Source organism: Rhizobium sp. 01L419, assembly GCF_056400025.1.
Map to the genome: position 1 here is coordinate 256,449 of NZ_JBFTSM010000003.1, position 16,535 is coordinate 272,983.

Consider the following 16,535-nt stretch of genomic DNA (forward strand, 5'->3'; position numbering starts at 1 on the left):
TAAGCCGCGGCGTTAATGGCACAGTCAGGCCCTCCACCAGCCTAATCGAGGACAACATCATGGGCGAATTCAAGAAGCTCGTATTCTCCGGCGTTCAGCCGACGGGCAATCTGCATCTCGGCAATTATCTCGGGGCGATCCGTCGCTTCGTGCAGCTCCAGGACGGCAACGACTGCATCTACTGCGTCGTCGATCTGCATGCGCTGACCGCGCAACTCGTCCACGAGGACATGCTGTCGCAGACGCGCTCGATCGCGGCCGCCTTCATCGCTTCCGGCATCGACGCCGAAAAGCATATCGTCTTCAATCAGTCCGCCGTACCGCAGCACGCCGAACTCGCCTGGATCTTCAACTGTGTCGCCCGCCTCGGCTGGATGAATCGCATGACGCAGTTCAAGGACAAGGCCGGCAAGGACCGCGAGCAGGCCTCGCTCGGTCTTTACGCCTATCCGAGCCTGATGGCTGCCGACATTCTCGTCTACCGCGCGACGCATGTGCCCGTCGGCGAGGACCAGAAGCAGCATCTGGAGCTCACCCGCGACATCGCGATGAAGTTCAACCTCGACTACGGCTCGCATATCCGCAAGACGAACTACGGGATCGACATCACTGTCGGCAACGAGCCGGTGCATGCCTATTTCCCGATGGTCGAACCGCTGATCGGCGGGCCGGCACCGCGCGTCATGTCGCTGCGCGACGGCACGAAGAAGATGTCGAAGTCCGACCCGTCGGACCTTTCGCGCATCAACCTGATGGACGACGAGGATGCGATCTCCAAGAAGATCCGCAAGGCCAAGACCGATCCTGATGGATTGCCGAGCGAAGTCGCCGGTTTGGAAAGCCGGCCGGAAGCCGAGAACCTCGTTTCGATCTATGCGGCACTCGCCGACCAGTCGAAGGAGCAGGTGCTCGCAGAATTCGGCGGCCAGCAGTTCTCCGTCTTCAAGCCGGCGCTGATCGATCTCGCTGTTCAGGTGCTTTCGCCGATCACTGGCGAAATGCGCCGCCTGATGAGCGATACGAGCCATATCGACGCGATCCTGCGCAACGGCAATGAACGCGCAAGGGCACGCGCCGACGTGACGATGCGCGAACTTCGAGAGATCATCGGCTTCCTCTACTAGTCCGATCGACATGCAGAGCTCCCGTGCAAAACGGGGGCTTGCAAATTTTTGGTCTCAGGTGTCAGAGTTCGCACCATGGTATCAAAGCGACTCTCACGGCTCGAAGGTCATCGCCGCAAATTCATAGCGGTGATTGACGGGACTCCTGAATGCCAACGCGCCGTCCATTATGCCGGACGGCGCGCCAAGAATTCCAATGGCGGCCTCATCCTTCTCTATGTGATCCCGGAAGGCGATTTCCAGCAATGGCTTGGCGTCGAGGAGATCATGCGGGCGGAAGCCCGGGAGGAGGCGGAAGCCACCGTCGCCAAGATCGCGCAGATCGTACGCGAGACGATCGGCATCGAGCCTGAAATTGTCATCCGCGAAGGCAACTCGGCAGAGCAAATCAATGCGGTGATCGAAGAAGATCGGGACGTCGCCATCCTCGTGCTTGCCGCAAGCTCCGCCAAGGAAGGACCGGGACCGCTGGTTTCGTCTATCGCCGGACGGGGAGCGGCCTTTCCCATTCCCGTCACCGTGCTTCCCGACACGCTGACCAACGAAGAAATCGACGCCCTGTGTTAAGTCATTTCTTGAGTATCAGTCTCTTGAATTGGCCGGACAATAGGCTTATTTTCTTTTGAAGAATTCTAAAGACGGCAGAGGTCACGGCCCGCCGCACGGAGAGCGAGATGTTCATTCAGACCGAAGCCACGCCGAACCCGGCAACACAGAAGTTCCTTCCCGGCAAGGTCGTGATGGAAAACGGCACGGCCGAATTCCGCAACGCCGATGAAGCCCAGGCTTCGCCGCTCGCCGCCCGCCTCTTCGATATCCCGGGCGTGACCGGCGTCTATTTCGGCTATGATTTCATCTCCGTCTCCAAGGACGATGCTGAGTGGCAGCATCTGAAGCCGGCCATCCTCGGCTCGATCATGGAGCATTTCATGTCCGGCAAGCCGGTCATGGGCGATGCCTCGATCCTGTCGGAAGATGCCGATGCGGGTGACGAATTCTTCGACGAGGGTGACGAATCGATCGTGCTGACCATCAAGGAACTGCTGGAGACGCGCGTGCGTCCGGCCGTTGCCCAGGATGGCGGCGACATCACCTTCCGTGGCTTCAAGGACGGCAAGGTCTATCTGAACATGAAGGGCTCCTGCGCCGGCTGCCCGTCTTCGACGGCTACGCTGAAGCACGGTGTCCAGAACCTGTTGCGCCATTTCGTTCCGGAAGTGCAGGAAGTGATTGCCGCTTAAAATCTCGGATACGTCCGGCCGTTCATCTGGGGTTGGGTCGGACGGATTTATGGATGGGCGACAATAGTTTATTCGGAAATTGATGGCATGATCGTTCTGGCGCTCGACACGGCAGGTGTAGATTGCGCTGCCGCCGTTTATGACAGCGGCAGGAATACGATGCTGGGGGAGGCATCGGATATGATCGGCAAGGGGCATGCTGAACATCTGATGGGTATCGTCGATCGTGCGCTGGATCAGGCGGGCGTCGCGCTTTCGGATATCGACCGCATTGCCGTCACCATCGGACCTGGCTCCTTTACCGGTATCCGCGTCGGCGTCGCCGCAGCCCGCGGCTTTGCGCTTTCCCTCAATATCCCCGCCGTCGGCATCACCACACTCGAGGTCATGGCAGCCGCTCAGCGCGAGAACACACCGGGCTGCGCAGTGCTCGCAGCGATGGATGCCAAGCGGGACGAAATCTATCTCCAGTCCTTCGCCGCCGACGGTTCGCCGCTCGACGAAGCGCGTGCGGCGAGTGTAGTGGAGGCCCAGGCTTTCGCCGCCGGTTTCGACGGCGAGATAACCGGTTCTGCGACTCCGCTCCTGAAGCCCGATGCAACGGGCGAGCACGTCAACACATTCCCGATCTCCATCGTGGCCCGCCTCGGTGCGGCCGCGAACCCGAATGCCGGAAAGCCGAAGCCCGTTTATCTGCGTGGACCCGATGCCAAACCGCAGGCCGGGTACGCGGTTGCAAGAGTATGACAATGCTGGAAGCCTATCTGACGCTGAAACCGGAATTCGAAATTGTCGTCATGGAGCCCGAGGATTGCCTCGACGTTTCCGTCCTCCACGGCGAACGCTTCGCGCGCCCCTGGGGTGACGGCGAATTCCACAGCCTGCTTTCCCAGAACACCGTCTTCGGCTTTGTTGCGCGCCAGACCAACGCCATCCTGAAGAAGACCTTGCCGGGCTTCATCCTTGCGCGCCAGGTTGCCGGCGAGGCGGAAATCCTGACAGTCGCAGTGCAGGCGAAGGTCGCGCATTCCGGCCTCGGCTGGCGTCTGATGCAGGCCGCTATACGCGAAGCACGCCTTCGCGGCGGCGAGAGCATGTTCCTGGAAGTCGACAACGGCAATATCGCTGCCCTTGGCCTTTACCGTAAGCTTGGCTTCGAGCAGGCCGGCGAGCGCAAGGGCTATTACAAGGACGCCAATGGGGCTACCTCCACAGCGCTTGTCATGAAGCGCGTTCTTCGGTAGTTCCCTTCTCGACAGGAATAGCGAGAAGGCAGCCATGACTGAGGAAGCCAAGACCCTTGAGGAGCTTTGCGCTGAACGCGGCATGCGCATGACCGAGCAGCGCCGGGTGATCGCGCGTATTCTCGAGGATTCCGAAGATCATCCCGATGTCGAGGAGCTTTATCGGCGTTCCGTCAAGGTCGATGCCAAGATTTCTATCTCGACGGTCTATCGCACCGTGAAGCTGTTCGAGGACGCCGGCATCATCGCCCGGCACGATTTCCGTGATGGCCGCTCCCGCTACGAGACGGTTCCCGAAGAACATCACGATCATCTGATCGACCTGAAGACCGGCGCCGTGATCGAATTTCGCTCACCGGAAATCGAGGCGCTGCAGGAGCGGATCGCACGCGAACACGGCTTCAAGCTCGTGGACCACCGCCTCGAACTCTACGGCATCCCGCTGAAGAAAGACGAAATCTGATACCATGGCAGTCCGGGAGCGCCGCATTTGATCGTCAGGCTGCGCATTGCCTTCGCCATTACCGTCATCATTGTCGTCAGCATCCTGCTCATGCCGCTGCAGGTGCTGGCGCTTTATTTTAACTGGAAGCTGCGTCGCACCCTGCCCCGACACTGGCATCGCATCGTCTGCTATTGTCTCGGCATCCGCATTCGCGTGCGCGGCACACTTGAGAGACGCCGGCCGCTGATGCTCTGCTCCAATCACTCCTCGTGGATGGACATCATGGTCATGTCGGCCGTTGCAGACGTTGCCTTCATCGCCAAGATCGAGGTGCGCGACTGGCCGATTTTCGGCACTCTCGCCAAGCTGCAGAAGAGCGTCTTCGTGGTGCGGGAGGAAAAACGCCGCACCGGCGATCAGGCGAACGAAATCGCCGGCCGTATGGCAGACGGCGAAATCGTCGTGCTTTTTCCCGAGGGAACGACCTCTGACGGCAATCGCCTGCTGGAGGTCAAATCGTCGCTCTTCGGTGCAGCCGCCATGGCCGTGCCGCATTCCCCGACCGGTTCTGTCATGGTCCAGCCGGTTTCCATTGTCTATACGCAGGTGCACGGTATCGCCATGGGCCGCTATCACCGCCCGCTCGCCGCATGGCCGGGCGATATCGAGCTTTTGCCGCATCTCAAAGACATCTTCAAATGTGGTGCCATCGATGCCGAAGTCTCCTTCGGCGAGGCGATCGAATATGGCGAGAAGACCAATCGCAAGGACGTCAGCGCGACGATCGCCGCCCGCATCCGCAACCTGCTGAACAGCAGCCTTCGCGGCCGCAACGTCGGCTGAGGCAAGAGTCCCTTTTCTCGCGCGCCAAAAACCACTAGATAACGCGCCATGACCCAGGACAGCGCCCTTCTTCAGGCCCCGGAGGTTTCTCTCCGCGATGGCTCCAACAGCCGCAAGGTTTTCATCAAGACCTATGGCTGCCAGATGAACGTCTATGACTCGACGCGCATGAGCGATGCTCTTGCCCGCGACGGCTATGAGCCAACCGAGGACATGGAAGAGGCCGACCTCGTCCTGCTCAATACCTGCCATATCCGCGAGAAGGCTGCCGAGAAGGTCTATTCCGCGCTCGGGCGACTGCGCGAGATGAAGAAGCGCAAGGCTGCCGACGGCCGCGAGATGATGATCGGTGTTGCCGGCTGTGTGGCACAGGCCGAGGGCGAGGAAATCCTGCGCCGTGCGCCGGCTGTCGATGTCGTCATCGGCCCGCAGACCTATCACCGCCTGCCGGAGGCGCTGCGCCGCGCCAAGGAAGGCCACCGCGTCGTCGATACGGAATATGCGATCGAGGACAAGTTCGAGCATCTGCCGATTGCCGAGGCGCCGAAGATCCGTGCCCGCGGCGTGACCTCCTTCCTGACGGTGCAGGAAGGCTGCGACAAATTCTGCACCTTCTGCGTCGTGCCCTATACGCGCGGCTCGGAGGTTTCGCGACCGGTCTCGCAGATCGTCGAGGAGGCGATGAGGCTGGTCGATGGCGGCGTGCGCGAAATCACCCTGCTCGGCCAGAACGTCAATGCCTGGCACGGCCTCGGCCCGAAGGGCGAAGAGTGGAGCCTTGGCGACCTGCTCTACCGGCTTGCCGATATCCGCGGCCTTGCACGGCTTCGATACACGACTAGCCATCCGCGCGACATGGACGACCGGCTGATCGAGGCTCATCGTGACCTTAGCACGCTGATGCCTTACCTGCACCTGCCGGTCCAGGCCGGTTCGGACCGCATTCTCAAGGCGATGAACCGCCGCCACACGGCAGCTGAATATCTTTCCCTCATCGAGCGCATCCGCAAGGTCCGCCCCGATATCGCGCTCTCGGGCGACTTCATTACCGGCTTTCCGGGGGAGACAGACGGCGAATTTGAGGATACACTAAAACTCGTTGAGGAGGTTCGTTATGCACAGGCCTTCTCGTTCAAATATTCGACGCGGCCGGGTACGCCCGGTGCGGAATTGAAGGACCAGGTGCCGGAAGAAATCAAAGCAGAACGGCTGGAACGCCTGCAAGCGCTGCTTCTCAAGCAGACGCAGGAATTCAACGAGTCCTGCGTCGGCAAGGAAATCGATCTTCTCCTGGAAAAGCCCGGCCGCATGCCGGGCCAGCTCATCGGACGTTCTCCCTGGCTTCAGTCTGTGAATGTTGATGCAAAAGCATCGCAAATCGGTGACATTATTAAAGTGCGAATCACAGGAACCGGAACCAACAGCCTGTTTGCCGAACGCGCAGAGGCTGAGGTCTAACCCAAGGAGCTCGACCGCTTGAACGGACAGGAATTGGTTTCATCTTCACCGCGCCACCCACGCATTGCGAGCGACGCCAATCACTTCGTCCTGACGTTCGAGAACAACCGGTTCGCCAGCGAACTTTTCGGACAGTTCGATCAGAACCTGAAGCTCTTGGAACAGCGGCTCCATATCGATGCGCGGGCGCGTGGCAACTCCGTCGTCATTACGGGCGATGTGCTGGCGACCAATCAGGCGCGACGCACACTCGATTACCTCTATGAAAAACTCCAGAAAGGCGGCAGTGTGGAGCGTTCAGACGTGGAAGGCGCAATCCGCATGGCGGTTGCAGCCGACGACCAGCTCACGCTGCCGACGATGGAGAAAAAAGCCAAGTTGACGATGGCGCAGATTTCTACGCGCAAGAAGACGATCATCGCGCGCACGCCGACACAGGATGCCTATATGCGGGCGCTTGAGCGCTCGGAGATGGTGTTCGGCGTCGGCCCGGCCGGTACCGGCAAGACTTATCTCGCCGTCGCCCACGCAGCCCAGCTTCTGGAACGCGGCGCCGTCGAGAAGATCATCCTTTCGCGGCCGGCCGTGGAAGCCGGCGAACGCCTCGGCTTCCTGCCGGGTGATATGAAGGAGAAGGTCGATCCTTACCTGCGCCCGCTCTACGACGCGCTTTATGACATGATCCCCGGCGACAAGGTCGAACGGGCGATCACCGCCGGCGTCATCGAAATCGCGCCGCTCGCCTTCATGCGCGGACGCACGCTCGCCAACGCCGCCGTTATCCTCGACGAGGCCCAAAACACCACGGCGATGCAGATGAAGATGTTCCTGACGCGTCTCGGCGAGAATTCGCGTATGATCATCACCGGCGACCCGAGCCAGATCGACCTGCCCCGCGGCGTCAAATCCGGCCTCGTGGAAGCGCTGCACCTGCTGAACGATGTCGAGGGCATCTCGATTGTGCGCTTCAGGGATGTCGACGTTGTGCGCCATCCGTTGGTCGGCCGCATCGTCAAGGCCTATGACGCGACCTATGTAGCGGCAAACGAAGAGGCCAGTCGGCAGGACTGATGGCCGAGCTCGACATACAGATCAGCATCGAGGACACGGGCTGGCCCGCTGAAGATGTGTTGCATGCCCTTGGCGAACGCGTGCTGGGTGCGGCGGTCACCTACTTGCGGGAAGAAGAACAGCAGCCCTTCCCGACGATGCCGCCGGAAGTTTCGCTCGTCTTTACCGACGATGCCTCCATCCAGGACATCAATGCGGAATGGCGCGGCAAGGACAAGCCGACCAATGTGCTGTCGTTTCCAGCCTTCCCGGTCAAACCCGGCAAAATGCCCGGCCCGATGCTCGGCGATATCATCATCGCCCGGGAAACGGTAGAGCGCGAGGCGCATGAGCTCGAAAAGAGCTTTGACGATCATCTCACTCATCTTATGGTGCATGGTTTCTTGCATCTGCTCGGCTACGACCATATGAATAATAACGAAGCCGAAATTATGGAGGGGCTGGAGACTCGCATTTTAGCAGTACTCGGCCTATCTGACCCCTACGAGGGTCAAGACCTTAAAATGGAACCATGAGCGACTTTTCAACGAAGCCGGCGTCAGACGCCAAGGACTCCGACCAATCCTCCTCTTCCGACGAGGGTGGCAGTAGTCGACACCGACCGCCATCCTTCTGGTCACGCGCCGCGCGCATCTTAAGACCGCAACAGGGCTCGCGCCTACGCGAAGACATCGCCGATGCGCTGATGACAGACCCGGCAGCGGCCGATGCCTTTGCGCCCGACGAACGCGCGATGCTTCACAATATCCTGCGCTTCCGCGAGGTACGCGTCGCCGACGTCATGGTGCCGCGCGCCGATATCGAGGCGGTCGACCAGAACATCACGATCGGCGAGTTGATGATCCTCTTCGAGGAAAGCGGCCGCTCGCGCATGCCGGTCTATGCCGAAACGCTCGATGACCCGCGCGGCATGGTGCATATCCGCGACCTTCTTTCCTATGTTGCCAAGCAGGCGCGCAACAAGCGCCGCAGCGGCACGAAGCCTGTAGCAGGCACGCCGGCCATCGAGGTCTCTCCGGAAAATATCCAGAAGGCGCCACGCTCGGCCAAACCTAATTTCGATCTTGGACGCGTCGACCTGCAGAAGACGCTCGCCGAAACCGGTATCATCAGACAGATCCTCTTCGTGCCGCCCTCAATGCTCGCCTCCGATCTGCTGCGTCGCATGCAGGTAAACCGTACGCAGATGGCACTGGTCATCGACGAATATGGCGGCACCGACGGTCTTGCCTCGCATGAGGACATCGTCGAAATGGTGATCGGCGATATCGACGACGAACATGACGATGAAGAAGTGATGTTCAAGCGCGTTTCGGAGGACATGTTCGTCGCTGATGCCCGCGTCGAACTCGAGGAAATTGCCGAAGCCATCGGCCCTGATTTCGACATCAGCGAGCAGATCGACGAGGTCGACACATTGGGCGGCCTGATCTTCTCGGCGCTCGGGCGTATCCCGGTGCGCGGCGAAGTCGTGCAGGCTTTGCCCGATTTTGAATTCCACATTCTCGACGCCGATCCACGCCGCATCAAGCGGGTACGCATTACCCGTAAGCGCCAGGCGATCCGCCGCCGCGCCAAGGCGGATGGTGACGGGCCGCTCATCGGCGACGGAAACGACGATCGGCCGGCTGAATCGACCGCAAACTGACCTTTCCGTAAGACGACAAGCGCGCACTTTTTTGAAAGACTGCGATTGGATTGATTCGCGGCTTTGATGGGAGTGCGCATGGAGCGGCTTGCGGACAGGGTTATCCTCGTCTGGGGTTTCAAACGGTCATTGCTTGCGATCGCAGCAGGTGCCTTTGGCGTGCTGGCGCTACCTCCCGTCGGCTTCTTCGCCGCGATGTTCGTTTCCTTCACGCTGCTCGTCTGGCTGATCGACGGGGCGGCCGCCTCGCCGGAGAGTGGTCTGCCAGGTCGGCTCTGGCCGGCATTTGCGACCGGCTGGCTGTTCGGCTTCGGCTATTTCGTTGCCGGGCTCTGGTGGCTTGGGCATGCGCTGCTGATCGATTCAGAGGAATTTGCCTGGGCTTTGCCGCTCGCCATCCTCGGGCTCCCGGCCTGTCTTGCCATCTTTTACGGGTTGGCTGCAGGACTTGCCCGTATCTTCTGGTCCGACGGCATGGGGCGGATTGCAGCACTTGCTGCCAGCTTCGGCCTGCTTGAGTGGGTGCGTAGCTTCATCTTCACCGGCTTTCCGTGGAACGCCATCGGCTATGCCATGATGCCCGTGCCTGTCATGATGCAGTCCGCGCATGTGATCGGCACCATGGGGGTAACGGCTCTCTCGGTCTTCGTCTTTGCCGCCCCCGCTCTGCTCGGAACCCGGCAGGGAGCGAAGCTCGGTATCAGCCTCGCGGCAATCCTCTTTGCAGCGCATCTCGGTTACGGCGCCTATATCCTCTATCTCACGCCGAAACCCGAGCCCTTGCCCGAGGACAAGCGGCCTGTGGTTCGCCTGGTGCAGCCTGCAATCGACCAGGCCATCAAGATGGACAATGATGCAGATCGCGAGGCGATCTTCGAGACACATCTCAAGCTTTCGACGGAGGCTCCCAAAGACGGTGGCAAGAAGCCTGACATCATCGTCTGGCCGGAAACCTCGATCCCATTCATCCTCACCGATAACAAGGATGCGCTGACGCGGATCGCCGATACGCTCGACGACGACCAGATCCTGATCGCGGGCGCCGTGCGCGCCGAAGAACTCGGTCCCGGCTACCCCACACGCTATTATAACTCGATCTATGTCATCGACGGACGCGGGCAGATCGTCGCCGCCTCCGACAAGGTGCACCTCGTTCCCTTCGGTGAATATCTTCCCTTCGAAGACATGTTCAACGAACTCGGTATCCAGAATGTGGTGGAGATGCCGGGTGGTTTTTCGGCCGCCGCCAGCCGTCATTTGCTCGAGCTTCCTAGCGGGCTGAAATTCTATCCGCTCGTCTGCTACGAGATCATCTTCCCAGATGAAATGACAGGCGACATCGGCCAAGCGAATGCCATTCTCAACATCACGAATGACAGCTGGTTCGGGTCAACACCCGGTCCCTACCAGCATTTTCAGCAGGCGCGCGTACGAGCGGTCGAAACCGGTTTGCCGCTGATTCGCGATGCGAATAGTGGAATTTCGGCGGTTGTAGACCCGCGCGGCAAAATCGTGTCAGGCCTAAAATTGGACGAAATTGGCTTTATTGATGCAACTCTCGATGGATTTGAAAAAAGCAACTGGAGATCATACCCCCGCCAAACTTACTTCTGGTTGACTGAAACGTTACTGATACTGATTGCGCTAATTTCACGCAGGGGTTTTATTTTCAGGTTGAATTGACCAAAAACCCCTAAAATTGCATAGTGGCAGCAATCGGCGTTAGTAACGTATGCTTCAAGGTGGGTTATCGCGACTTGCAACGTGGCGTTACGGAATGAGGTCAGGGCATGCCGGTTAGAACAAGGTTGAATTTTTCTTTGCTAGGGCACGACCATGATTGAAAATAAGAAGAAGCCGAATCCTATCGACATTCATGTCGGCAGCCGCATTCGACTTCGCCGTACTATGTTGGGAATGAGTCAGGAGAAGCTCGGCGAAAGCCTCGGCATCACCTTTCAGCAAATCCAGAAATACGAGAAGGGCACCAACCGCGTTGGCGCCAGTCGACTCCAGAATATTTCAAGCATCCTCAACGTCCCCGTTTCCTTCTTCTTCGAAGACGCTCCCGGCGAACATTCCGGTGCTCTGAGTGGCATGTCGGAAGCCTCGAGTTCGAACTATGTCGTCGATTTCCTCTCCTCTTCGGAGGGACTTCAGCTCAACCGCGCATTTGTAAAGATCACCGATCCCAAGGTTCGTCGCAAGGTCGTCGAACTGGTGAAGGCACTGGCGGCGGAGGCCGACTCCGACTGAGCGTCCCCACGCTCAGGAAAACTCAAGGGCGGCTCAAAAGGCCGTCTTTTTGCGTTTTTGGGGCAAAATTTGTCATTTCGCCGTAGATATAAAGATATATTTATGTCCTTCTGTGCTTGTCATTGTGGCACGAAATGAGTACCTACTAGACCGCTTTTGTTCTTTGAGGGGAATCCCGAAATGCGCGCGAATTATTTCTTTACCAGCGAATCTGTTGCCGAAGGTCATCCGGACAAGGTGTGTGACCGCATCTCCGACGAGATCGTCGATCTGGTTTACCGCGAAGCGGCAAAGACAGGCGTCAATCCGTGGGGCGTGCGCATTGCCTGCGAAACCCTTGCAACGACCAACCGCGTCGTCATCGCCGGCGAAGTTCGCCTGCCGCCGAGCCTGATGAAGAAGGATAAGGACGGCAACGACGTCATCAATCCGTCGAAGTTCAAGGCTGCGGCCCGCCGCGCCATCAAGGACATCGGTTACGAGCAGGACGGCTTCCACTGGAAGAAGGCCAAGATCGACGTGCTGCTCCACTCGCAGTCTGCCGACATCGCGCAGGGCGTGGACAGCGCCGCCGACCAGCAGGGCGACGAAGGTGCCGGCGACCAGGGCATCATGTTCGGCTACGCCTGCAAGGAAACCCCAGACCTCATGCCGGCGCCGATCTACTATTCCCACAAGATCCTTCAGCTGCTCGCTACCGCCCGCAAGAAGGGCGAAGGCGAAGTCGCAAAGCTCGGCCCCGACGCCAAGAGCCAGGTCACCGTACGCTACGTCGACGGCAAGCCTGCGGAAGCCACCTCGATCGTTCTTTCCACCCAGCATCTCGACGACAGCTGGGATTCGAAGAAGGTTCGCAGCGTCGTCGAACCCTATATCCGCGAAGCCCTTGGCGACCTGAAGATCGCTGACGATTGCAAGTGGTACATCAACCCCACCGGCAAATTCGTCATCGGCGGCCCGGATGGTGACGCCGGCCTGACCGGCCGCAAGATCATCGTCGACACCTATGGCGGCGCTGCTCCGCATGGCGGCGGCGCATTCTCCGGCAAGGACACGACCAAGGTCGACCGTTCGGCTGCCTATGCTGCCCGCTACCTCGCCAAGAACGTCGTAGCCGCCGGCCTTGCCGACCGCTGCACGATCCAGCTCTCCTACGCTATCGGCGTTGCCCAGCCTCTGTCGATCTATGTCGACCTACACGGCACCGGCAAGGGTGTTTCCGAGGACCAGGTCGAAGCTGCGATCCGCGAGAACATGGACCTGTCGCCGTCGGGCATTCGCCGTCACCTCGACCTGAACAAGCCGATCTATGCCAAGACCTCGGCCTACGGCCATTTCGGGCGCAAGGCCGGCCGGGACGGCTCGTTCTCCTGGGAGCGCACGGATCTCGTGAAGGGCCTCAAGGACGCCGTCAAGACCAAGGCTGCTGCATGACGGACATGGAACGCCGGGGCCGCGCGACCGAAGCCTTCTTCGGTCGCCGCAAGGGGAAGGCGCTGCGCGAACAGCAGGCCGAAAGGCTCACCACCCTGCTCCCGGCATTCCTCATCGACCTTTCGGCGGCTCCCCCGGAGCCGCCGAAGAATCTCTTCCCTGATCCGGTCGAAAGAATGCGGCTGGAGATCGGCTTCGGTGGCGGAGAACATCTCATTCATCGCGCGCTGGAAACACCGCCAACGGGCTTTATCGGCGTCGAGCCTTTTGTGAACTCCATGCAGAAGCTGCTGGCGCGCGTCGACGAAACGGGTGCGCGCAACGTGCGCGTCTACAATGACGACGCTACGCAGCTCCTCGACTGGCTTCCCGATCATTGCCTCGATCAGATCGACCTGCTCTATCCGGATCCCTGGCCGAAGCGGAAGCACTGGAAGCGGCGCTTCGTCTCGAAAACCAATCTCGACCGTTTCCACCGCGTGCTGAAGCCAGGCGGGCTCTTCTGCTTCGCCTCGGATATCGACACCTATGTGAACTGGACTCTGTTGAAATGCCGCGACCATGGCGGCTTTGAATGGATGGCGGAAAATGCCGCCGACTGGCTGACGCCCTATGAAGGCTGGCCGAGCACCCGCTATGAAGCCAAGGCGCGCCGCGAAGGCCGCTCCTCGGCCTATCTCACGTTCAAGCGCGTCTGACCGATCGCCACAGCGTTCGGAACAGCCGATGACGGCGGTTGCCCTTGTCGCCGGAAGGTTTTCGAGGATCGAAAGAATGCCGGACTGCCGAGCGATACCGCACGGCTCTCAACCAAGCGCTGCTGGTCGTATGTCCCTGGAGGATTCGGAAAGAGAGCAAGATCGACGCCACGCGCATCGGCTCAGAGCAAATCGCTCGATATCGCATCGGCCGCAGTCTCAGCGTTGTCGAAAACGGGAAAACGCTGGAAGGCGGCTATACGCATGGGCAAGGGACCCACATGTGGCCCTTGCATCGCCCATTGCCCTTATTCACACATGCATTCTGACGGCCAGCCCTGCGGCAGGCCGGTCGTGATCAATGCAGGCTGACCGTCTTCAGCTCGTCTTCGGCAGCCTTGAAGAAGGTGCTGGAGCGGTTATCCGTCAGCAGGATCGGCGTACCATCGGCGCCGAACAATGCCCAGAGATCAACGCTTGGATCGATATCCGGCGCCTCAGGGAAGCACCTTGCAACCTCTTCGTTGCGTATTTTGCGGATATAGGCGACCTCGCCATTGCCGATGCCGGCAAGTTCGGACTTGGTCAAACGCGACGTGGCTTCTTTCATCAACATTCCTGTTCCTCCGGGAGAAGGGACCAACGGTTCAGCAAACCGTTGTGCTACTGTGAAACCGAAATGTTAATTTTCTTGACCATGCGGGCCGGTTCCGGGCGAATTAGATCAACCGACAGCAGACCGTTCTTGAGGCTTGCGCTTAGAACCTGCATGCCATCGGCGAGAACGAAGGTGCGCTGGAACTGCCTGGCCGCAATGCCGCGATAGAGATAATCGCGCTCGCCCTGATCGACCTGGCGGCCACGGATCAGAAGCTGGTTTTCCTCAGTGGAAACATCGAGGTCTTCTTCGCTGAAACCGGCAACGGCAAGCGTGATGCGGAGCCGTTCAGGCGCGTCGTAACCTGCGGCGATGCGTTCTATGTTATAGGGTGGATATCCGTCGCTTGCCTTGGAAATCCGCTCAAGCGTCTTTTCCATGGCATCGAAGCCCAGAAGCAGCGGGCTGGCGAAAGGGGTAATGCGACTCATGTTCCAAAGTCCTTGATGCAAGCGACCTCTCCGGACCTCACAAGCAGCATCCGGGTACCGCTAATATGGGAACGACGGTTGCCCGCTGCAAGGCGCGATGGCCACCCAACCAGGCCTCCCCCATTTTAAGGCGAAGCCTCACAAGACCGCTTCCTTGACAAAGGACGCAACGCCCCGCATCAAAACATGCCCCGGCGCGATGTGCTGATTTGTTACGGGAGCATGAAGACAATGAGAAGGTGCATGCCAGAGCGACGCGCACCAGAGGATGGAACGATTCGGATGGCAGAACCGAGAAAGATCATTATCGACACCGACCCCGGCCAGGACGATGCCGCCGCGATCATGCTGGCGTTCGGCAGCAGGCAAGAGCTTGACGTGCTGGGCATCACCACCGTCGCCGGCAATGTGCCGCTGTCTTTGACGAGCCGCAACGCACGCATCATCTGCGAGCTTTGCGAGCGGACTGACATCAAGGTCTTTGCCGGCGCCGACCGGCCGATCGCCCGCAAGCTGGTCACCGCCGAGCATGTGCATGGCAAGACCGGCCTCGATGGCCCGACCCTTCCCGAGCCTACGATGCCGCTGCAGGCACAGCATTCCGTCGACTTCATTATCGAAACGCTGCGACGCGAGCCGGAAGGCACCGTCACGCTCTGTACGCTCGGACCGCTGACCAATATCGGCATGGCTTTCCGGAAGGCGCCCGACATCATTCCGCGTATCCGCGAGCTTGTGATGATGGGTGGCGGTTTCTTTGAAGGCGGCAATATCACGCCGGCTGCGGAATTCAACATCTACGTCGATCCGGAAGCGGCCGACATTGTGTTTCGCTCGGGCGTGCCTGTCGTCATGATGCCGCTCGACGTCACGCACCAGCTTCTGACCCGCAAGGACCGGGTGAAGCGGATGGCCGAGATCGGCACCGCGCCGGCCAAGGCGATGGTGGAGATGCTGGAATTCTTCGAGCGCTTCGACATCGAAAAATACGGCTCGGACGGCGGCCCGCTGCACGACCCGACGACGGTGGCCTACCTGCTGAAACCCGAACTCTTCAAGGGCCGGGACTGCAATGTCGAGATCGAGGTGACGTCGGAGCTGACAGTCGGCATGACGGTCGTCGACTGGTGGCATGTGACCGACCGCAAGCGCAATGCGAAGGTCATGCGCCACGTGGATGCCGACGGATTCTTCGATCTGCTGATCGAGCGCTTCGCGCGGATATGATCCACCAAGGTTAGACAGGAACAGAAAAGGCCGCCAGCGCGGCCTTTTCTTAATTGTCAGGGGTCCTTATTGTCTTAGGCGTCCTTCTCGTCCAGCACCGAGTTGGCCTCGGCTTCGACGAGTTTCGGACCACCCTTGGCAACGCCGACCATGGCCGGGCGCAGCACGCGTTCGCCGATGGAGAAACCGGCCTGCACCACCTGCACGACCGTATTGTTCGGCACTTCGGTATTCGGCACTTCGAACATCGCCTGATGGAAGTTCGGGTCGAACTTCTGGCCAACCGGCTCCAGCTTGCGAACGCCGTGGCGCTCGAGAGCCGAGAGCATTGAACGCTCGGTCATATCCACACCTTCAATCAGCGTGGTCAGGCCGGCATCAGCCGTTTCCTTCACTTCGGCAGGAATGGCGTCGAGCGCGCGGCGCAGGTTGTCCGATACGGCCAGCATGTCGCGAGCGAAGCCTGCGACAGAATAGGACTTGGCATCCTTGACCTCGCGCTCCGTGCGGCGGCGCAGATTGTCCATTTCAGCAGCGAGCCGCAAATAGCGGTCGCGCAGTTCGGCATTCTCGGCCTTCAGAAGCTCAAGCGGATCTGGTTCGCTTGCAGCTGCTTCCTTCACGGCTTCATTCTCGACGTTTGCGGCAGCGTCGGCTGCGGCTTCTGCCGCAGCTGCGTCAGGTCCGTTTTGCGTCGTTTCATCAGTCATGACGGTCTCCGGTTCATATATTCTCAGATGCGCCCGATATCGATGTT

19 protein-coding genes are annotated in these 16,535 nt (G+C 59.8%); 16 read left to right on the top strand and 3 right to left on the bottom strand.

The annotated features are described in order from the left end of the window. Positions 1-59: 59 nt before the first annotated feature. From trpS to trmB, 15 genes are all read left to right on the top strand, one after another. On the top strand, positions 60-1,124 hold the full coding sequence (gene trpS / locus AC1DUP_RS08230; protein ID WP_113307762.1) for a tryptophan--tRNA ligase: 1,065 nt from the start codon (positions 60-62) through the stop codon (positions 1,122-1,124). Positions 1,125-1,199: 75 nt separating this feature from the next. Further along, on the top strand, positions 1,200-1,691 hold the full coding sequence (locus AC1DUP_RS08235) for a universal stress protein (protein ID WP_113298344.1): 492 nt from the start codon (positions 1,200-1,202) through the stop codon (positions 1,689-1,691). Between the two features lie 107 nt (positions 1,692-1,798). Beyond that, positions 1,799-2,365: a NifU family protein gene (locus AC1DUP_RS08240; protein ID WP_113307761.1), complete on the top strand. Its 567-nt coding sequence runs from the start codon at positions 1,799-1,801 to the stop codon at positions 2,363-2,365. Between the two features lie 87 nt (positions 2,366-2,452). Further along, the gene (gene tsaB / locus AC1DUP_RS08245) at positions 2,453-3,112 is read left to right on the top strand and encodes a tRNA (adenosine(37)-N6)-threonylcarbamoyltransferase complex dimerization subunit type 1 TsaB (RefSeq protein ID WP_477832391.1); all 660 of its coding nucleotides are present in this window, start codon (positions 2,453-2,455) and stop codon (positions 3,110-3,112) included. Further along, positions 3,109-3,609, top strand: a complete 501-nt coding sequence (locus AC1DUP_RS08250; protein ID WP_477832392.1) for a GNAT family N-acetyltransferase — start codon at positions 3,109-3,111, stop codon at positions 3,607-3,609. Before tsaB ends, AC1DUP_RS08250 begins: the two co-directional genes overlap by 4 nt. A gap of 34 nt (positions 3,610-3,643) precedes the next feature. After that, positions 3,644-4,072 (top strand): ferric uptake regulation protein, encoded by a 429-nt coding sequence (locus tag AC1DUP_RS08255; RefSeq protein WP_113298340.1) that lies wholly within the window; start codon positions 3,644-3,646, stop codon positions 4,070-4,072. Between the two features lie 27 nt (positions 4,073-4,099). Continuing rightward, positions 4,100-4,897 carry a lyso-ornithine lipid O-acyltransferase gene (gene olsA / locus AC1DUP_RS08260; RefSeq protein ID WP_477832393.1) on the top strand — a complete coding sequence of 266 codons (798 nt, stop codon included), beginning with the start codon at positions 4,100-4,102 and terminating at the stop codon, positions 4,895-4,897. Positions 4,898-4,945: 48 nt separating this feature from the next. Next, entirely contained in the window at positions 4,946-6,355 is a 1,410-nt protein-coding gene (miaB, locus tag AC1DUP_RS08265; protein WP_477832394.1) for a tRNA (N6-isopentenyl adenosine(37)-C2)-methylthiotransferase MiaB, read from the top strand. A gap of 18 nt (positions 6,356-6,373) precedes the next feature. Next, a complete protein-coding gene (locus tag AC1DUP_RS08270; RefSeq protein WP_477832395.1) occupies positions 6,374-7,426 on the top strand; it encodes a PhoH family protein in 1,053 nt (350 codons plus the stop codon). After that, positions 7,426-7,941, top strand: coding sequence for an rRNA maturation RNase YbeY (gene ybeY / locus AC1DUP_RS08275; protein WP_477832396.1), 516 nt, complete (start codon positions 7,426-7,428; stop codon positions 7,939-7,941). Before AC1DUP_RS08270 ends, ybeY begins: the two co-directional genes overlap by 1 nt. Then, positions 7,938-9,074 (top strand): hemolysin family protein, encoded by a 1,137-nt coding sequence (locus tag AC1DUP_RS08280; protein WP_113298335.1) that lies wholly within the window; start codon positions 7,938-7,940, stop codon positions 9,072-9,074. The genes ybeY and AC1DUP_RS08280 overlap by 4 nt, the downstream gene beginning before the upstream one ends. Before the next feature lie 78 nt (positions 9,075-9,152). Further along, a complete protein-coding gene (lnt, locus tag AC1DUP_RS08285; protein ID WP_477832397.1) occupies positions 9,153-10,757 on the top strand; it encodes an apolipoprotein N-acyltransferase in 1,605 nt (534 codons plus the stop codon). 153 nt (positions 10,758-10,910) lie between these two features. Beyond that, positions 10,911-11,330, top strand: coding sequence for a helix-turn-helix domain-containing protein (locus AC1DUP_RS08290; RefSeq protein WP_113298333.1), 420 nt, complete (start codon positions 10,911-10,913; stop codon positions 11,328-11,330). A gap of 180 nt (positions 11,331-11,510) precedes the next feature. Then, a complete protein-coding gene (gene metK / locus AC1DUP_RS08295; RefSeq protein WP_113298332.1) occupies positions 11,511-12,764 on the top strand; it encodes a methionine adenosyltransferase in 1,254 nt (417 codons plus the stop codon). Continuing rightward, positions 12,761-13,462 carry a tRNA (guanine(46)-N(7))-methyltransferase TrmB gene (trmB, locus tag AC1DUP_RS08300; protein ID WP_477832398.1) on the top strand — a complete coding sequence of 234 codons (702 nt, stop codon included), beginning with the start codon at positions 12,761-12,763 and terminating at the stop codon, positions 13,460-13,462. The genes metK and trmB overlap by 4 nt, the downstream gene beginning before the upstream one ends. 358 nt (positions 13,463-13,820) lie before the next feature. Here the strand turns inward: trmB and AC1DUP_RS08305 are convergent, their stop codons facing one another. Together AC1DUP_RS08305 and AC1DUP_RS08310 are read right to left on the bottom strand one after the other, a co-directional pair. Further along, the gene (locus AC1DUP_RS08305) at positions 13,821-14,078 is read right to left on the bottom strand and encodes a BQ00720 family protein (protein WP_113298330.1); all 258 of its coding nucleotides are present in this window, start codon (positions 14,076-14,078) and stop codon (positions 13,821-13,823) included. A gap of 47 nt (positions 14,079-14,125) precedes the next feature. Beyond that, positions 14,126-14,551 (bottom strand): Hsp20 family protein, encoded by a 426-nt coding sequence (locus tag AC1DUP_RS08310; RefSeq protein ID WP_113298329.1) that lies wholly within the window; start codon positions 14,549-14,551, stop codon positions 14,126-14,128. 282 nt (positions 14,552-14,833) lie between these two features. Here AC1DUP_RS08310 and AC1DUP_RS08315 point away from each other — a divergent pair, with 282 nt between their 5' ends. After that, on the top strand, positions 14,834-15,778 hold the full coding sequence (locus AC1DUP_RS08315) for a nucleoside hydrolase (RefSeq protein WP_113298328.1): 945 nt from the start codon (positions 14,834-14,836) through the stop codon (positions 15,776-15,778). Positions 15,779-15,852: 74 nt separating this feature from the next. On the opposite strand, the gene grpE is transcribed toward AC1DUP_RS08315, so the two are convergent. After that, positions 15,853-16,488: a nucleotide exchange factor GrpE gene (gene grpE / locus AC1DUP_RS08320; RefSeq protein WP_113298327.1), complete on the bottom strand. Its 636-nt coding sequence runs from the start codon at positions 16,486-16,488 to the stop codon at positions 15,853-15,855. Positions 16,489-16,535: the final 47 nt, after the last annotated feature.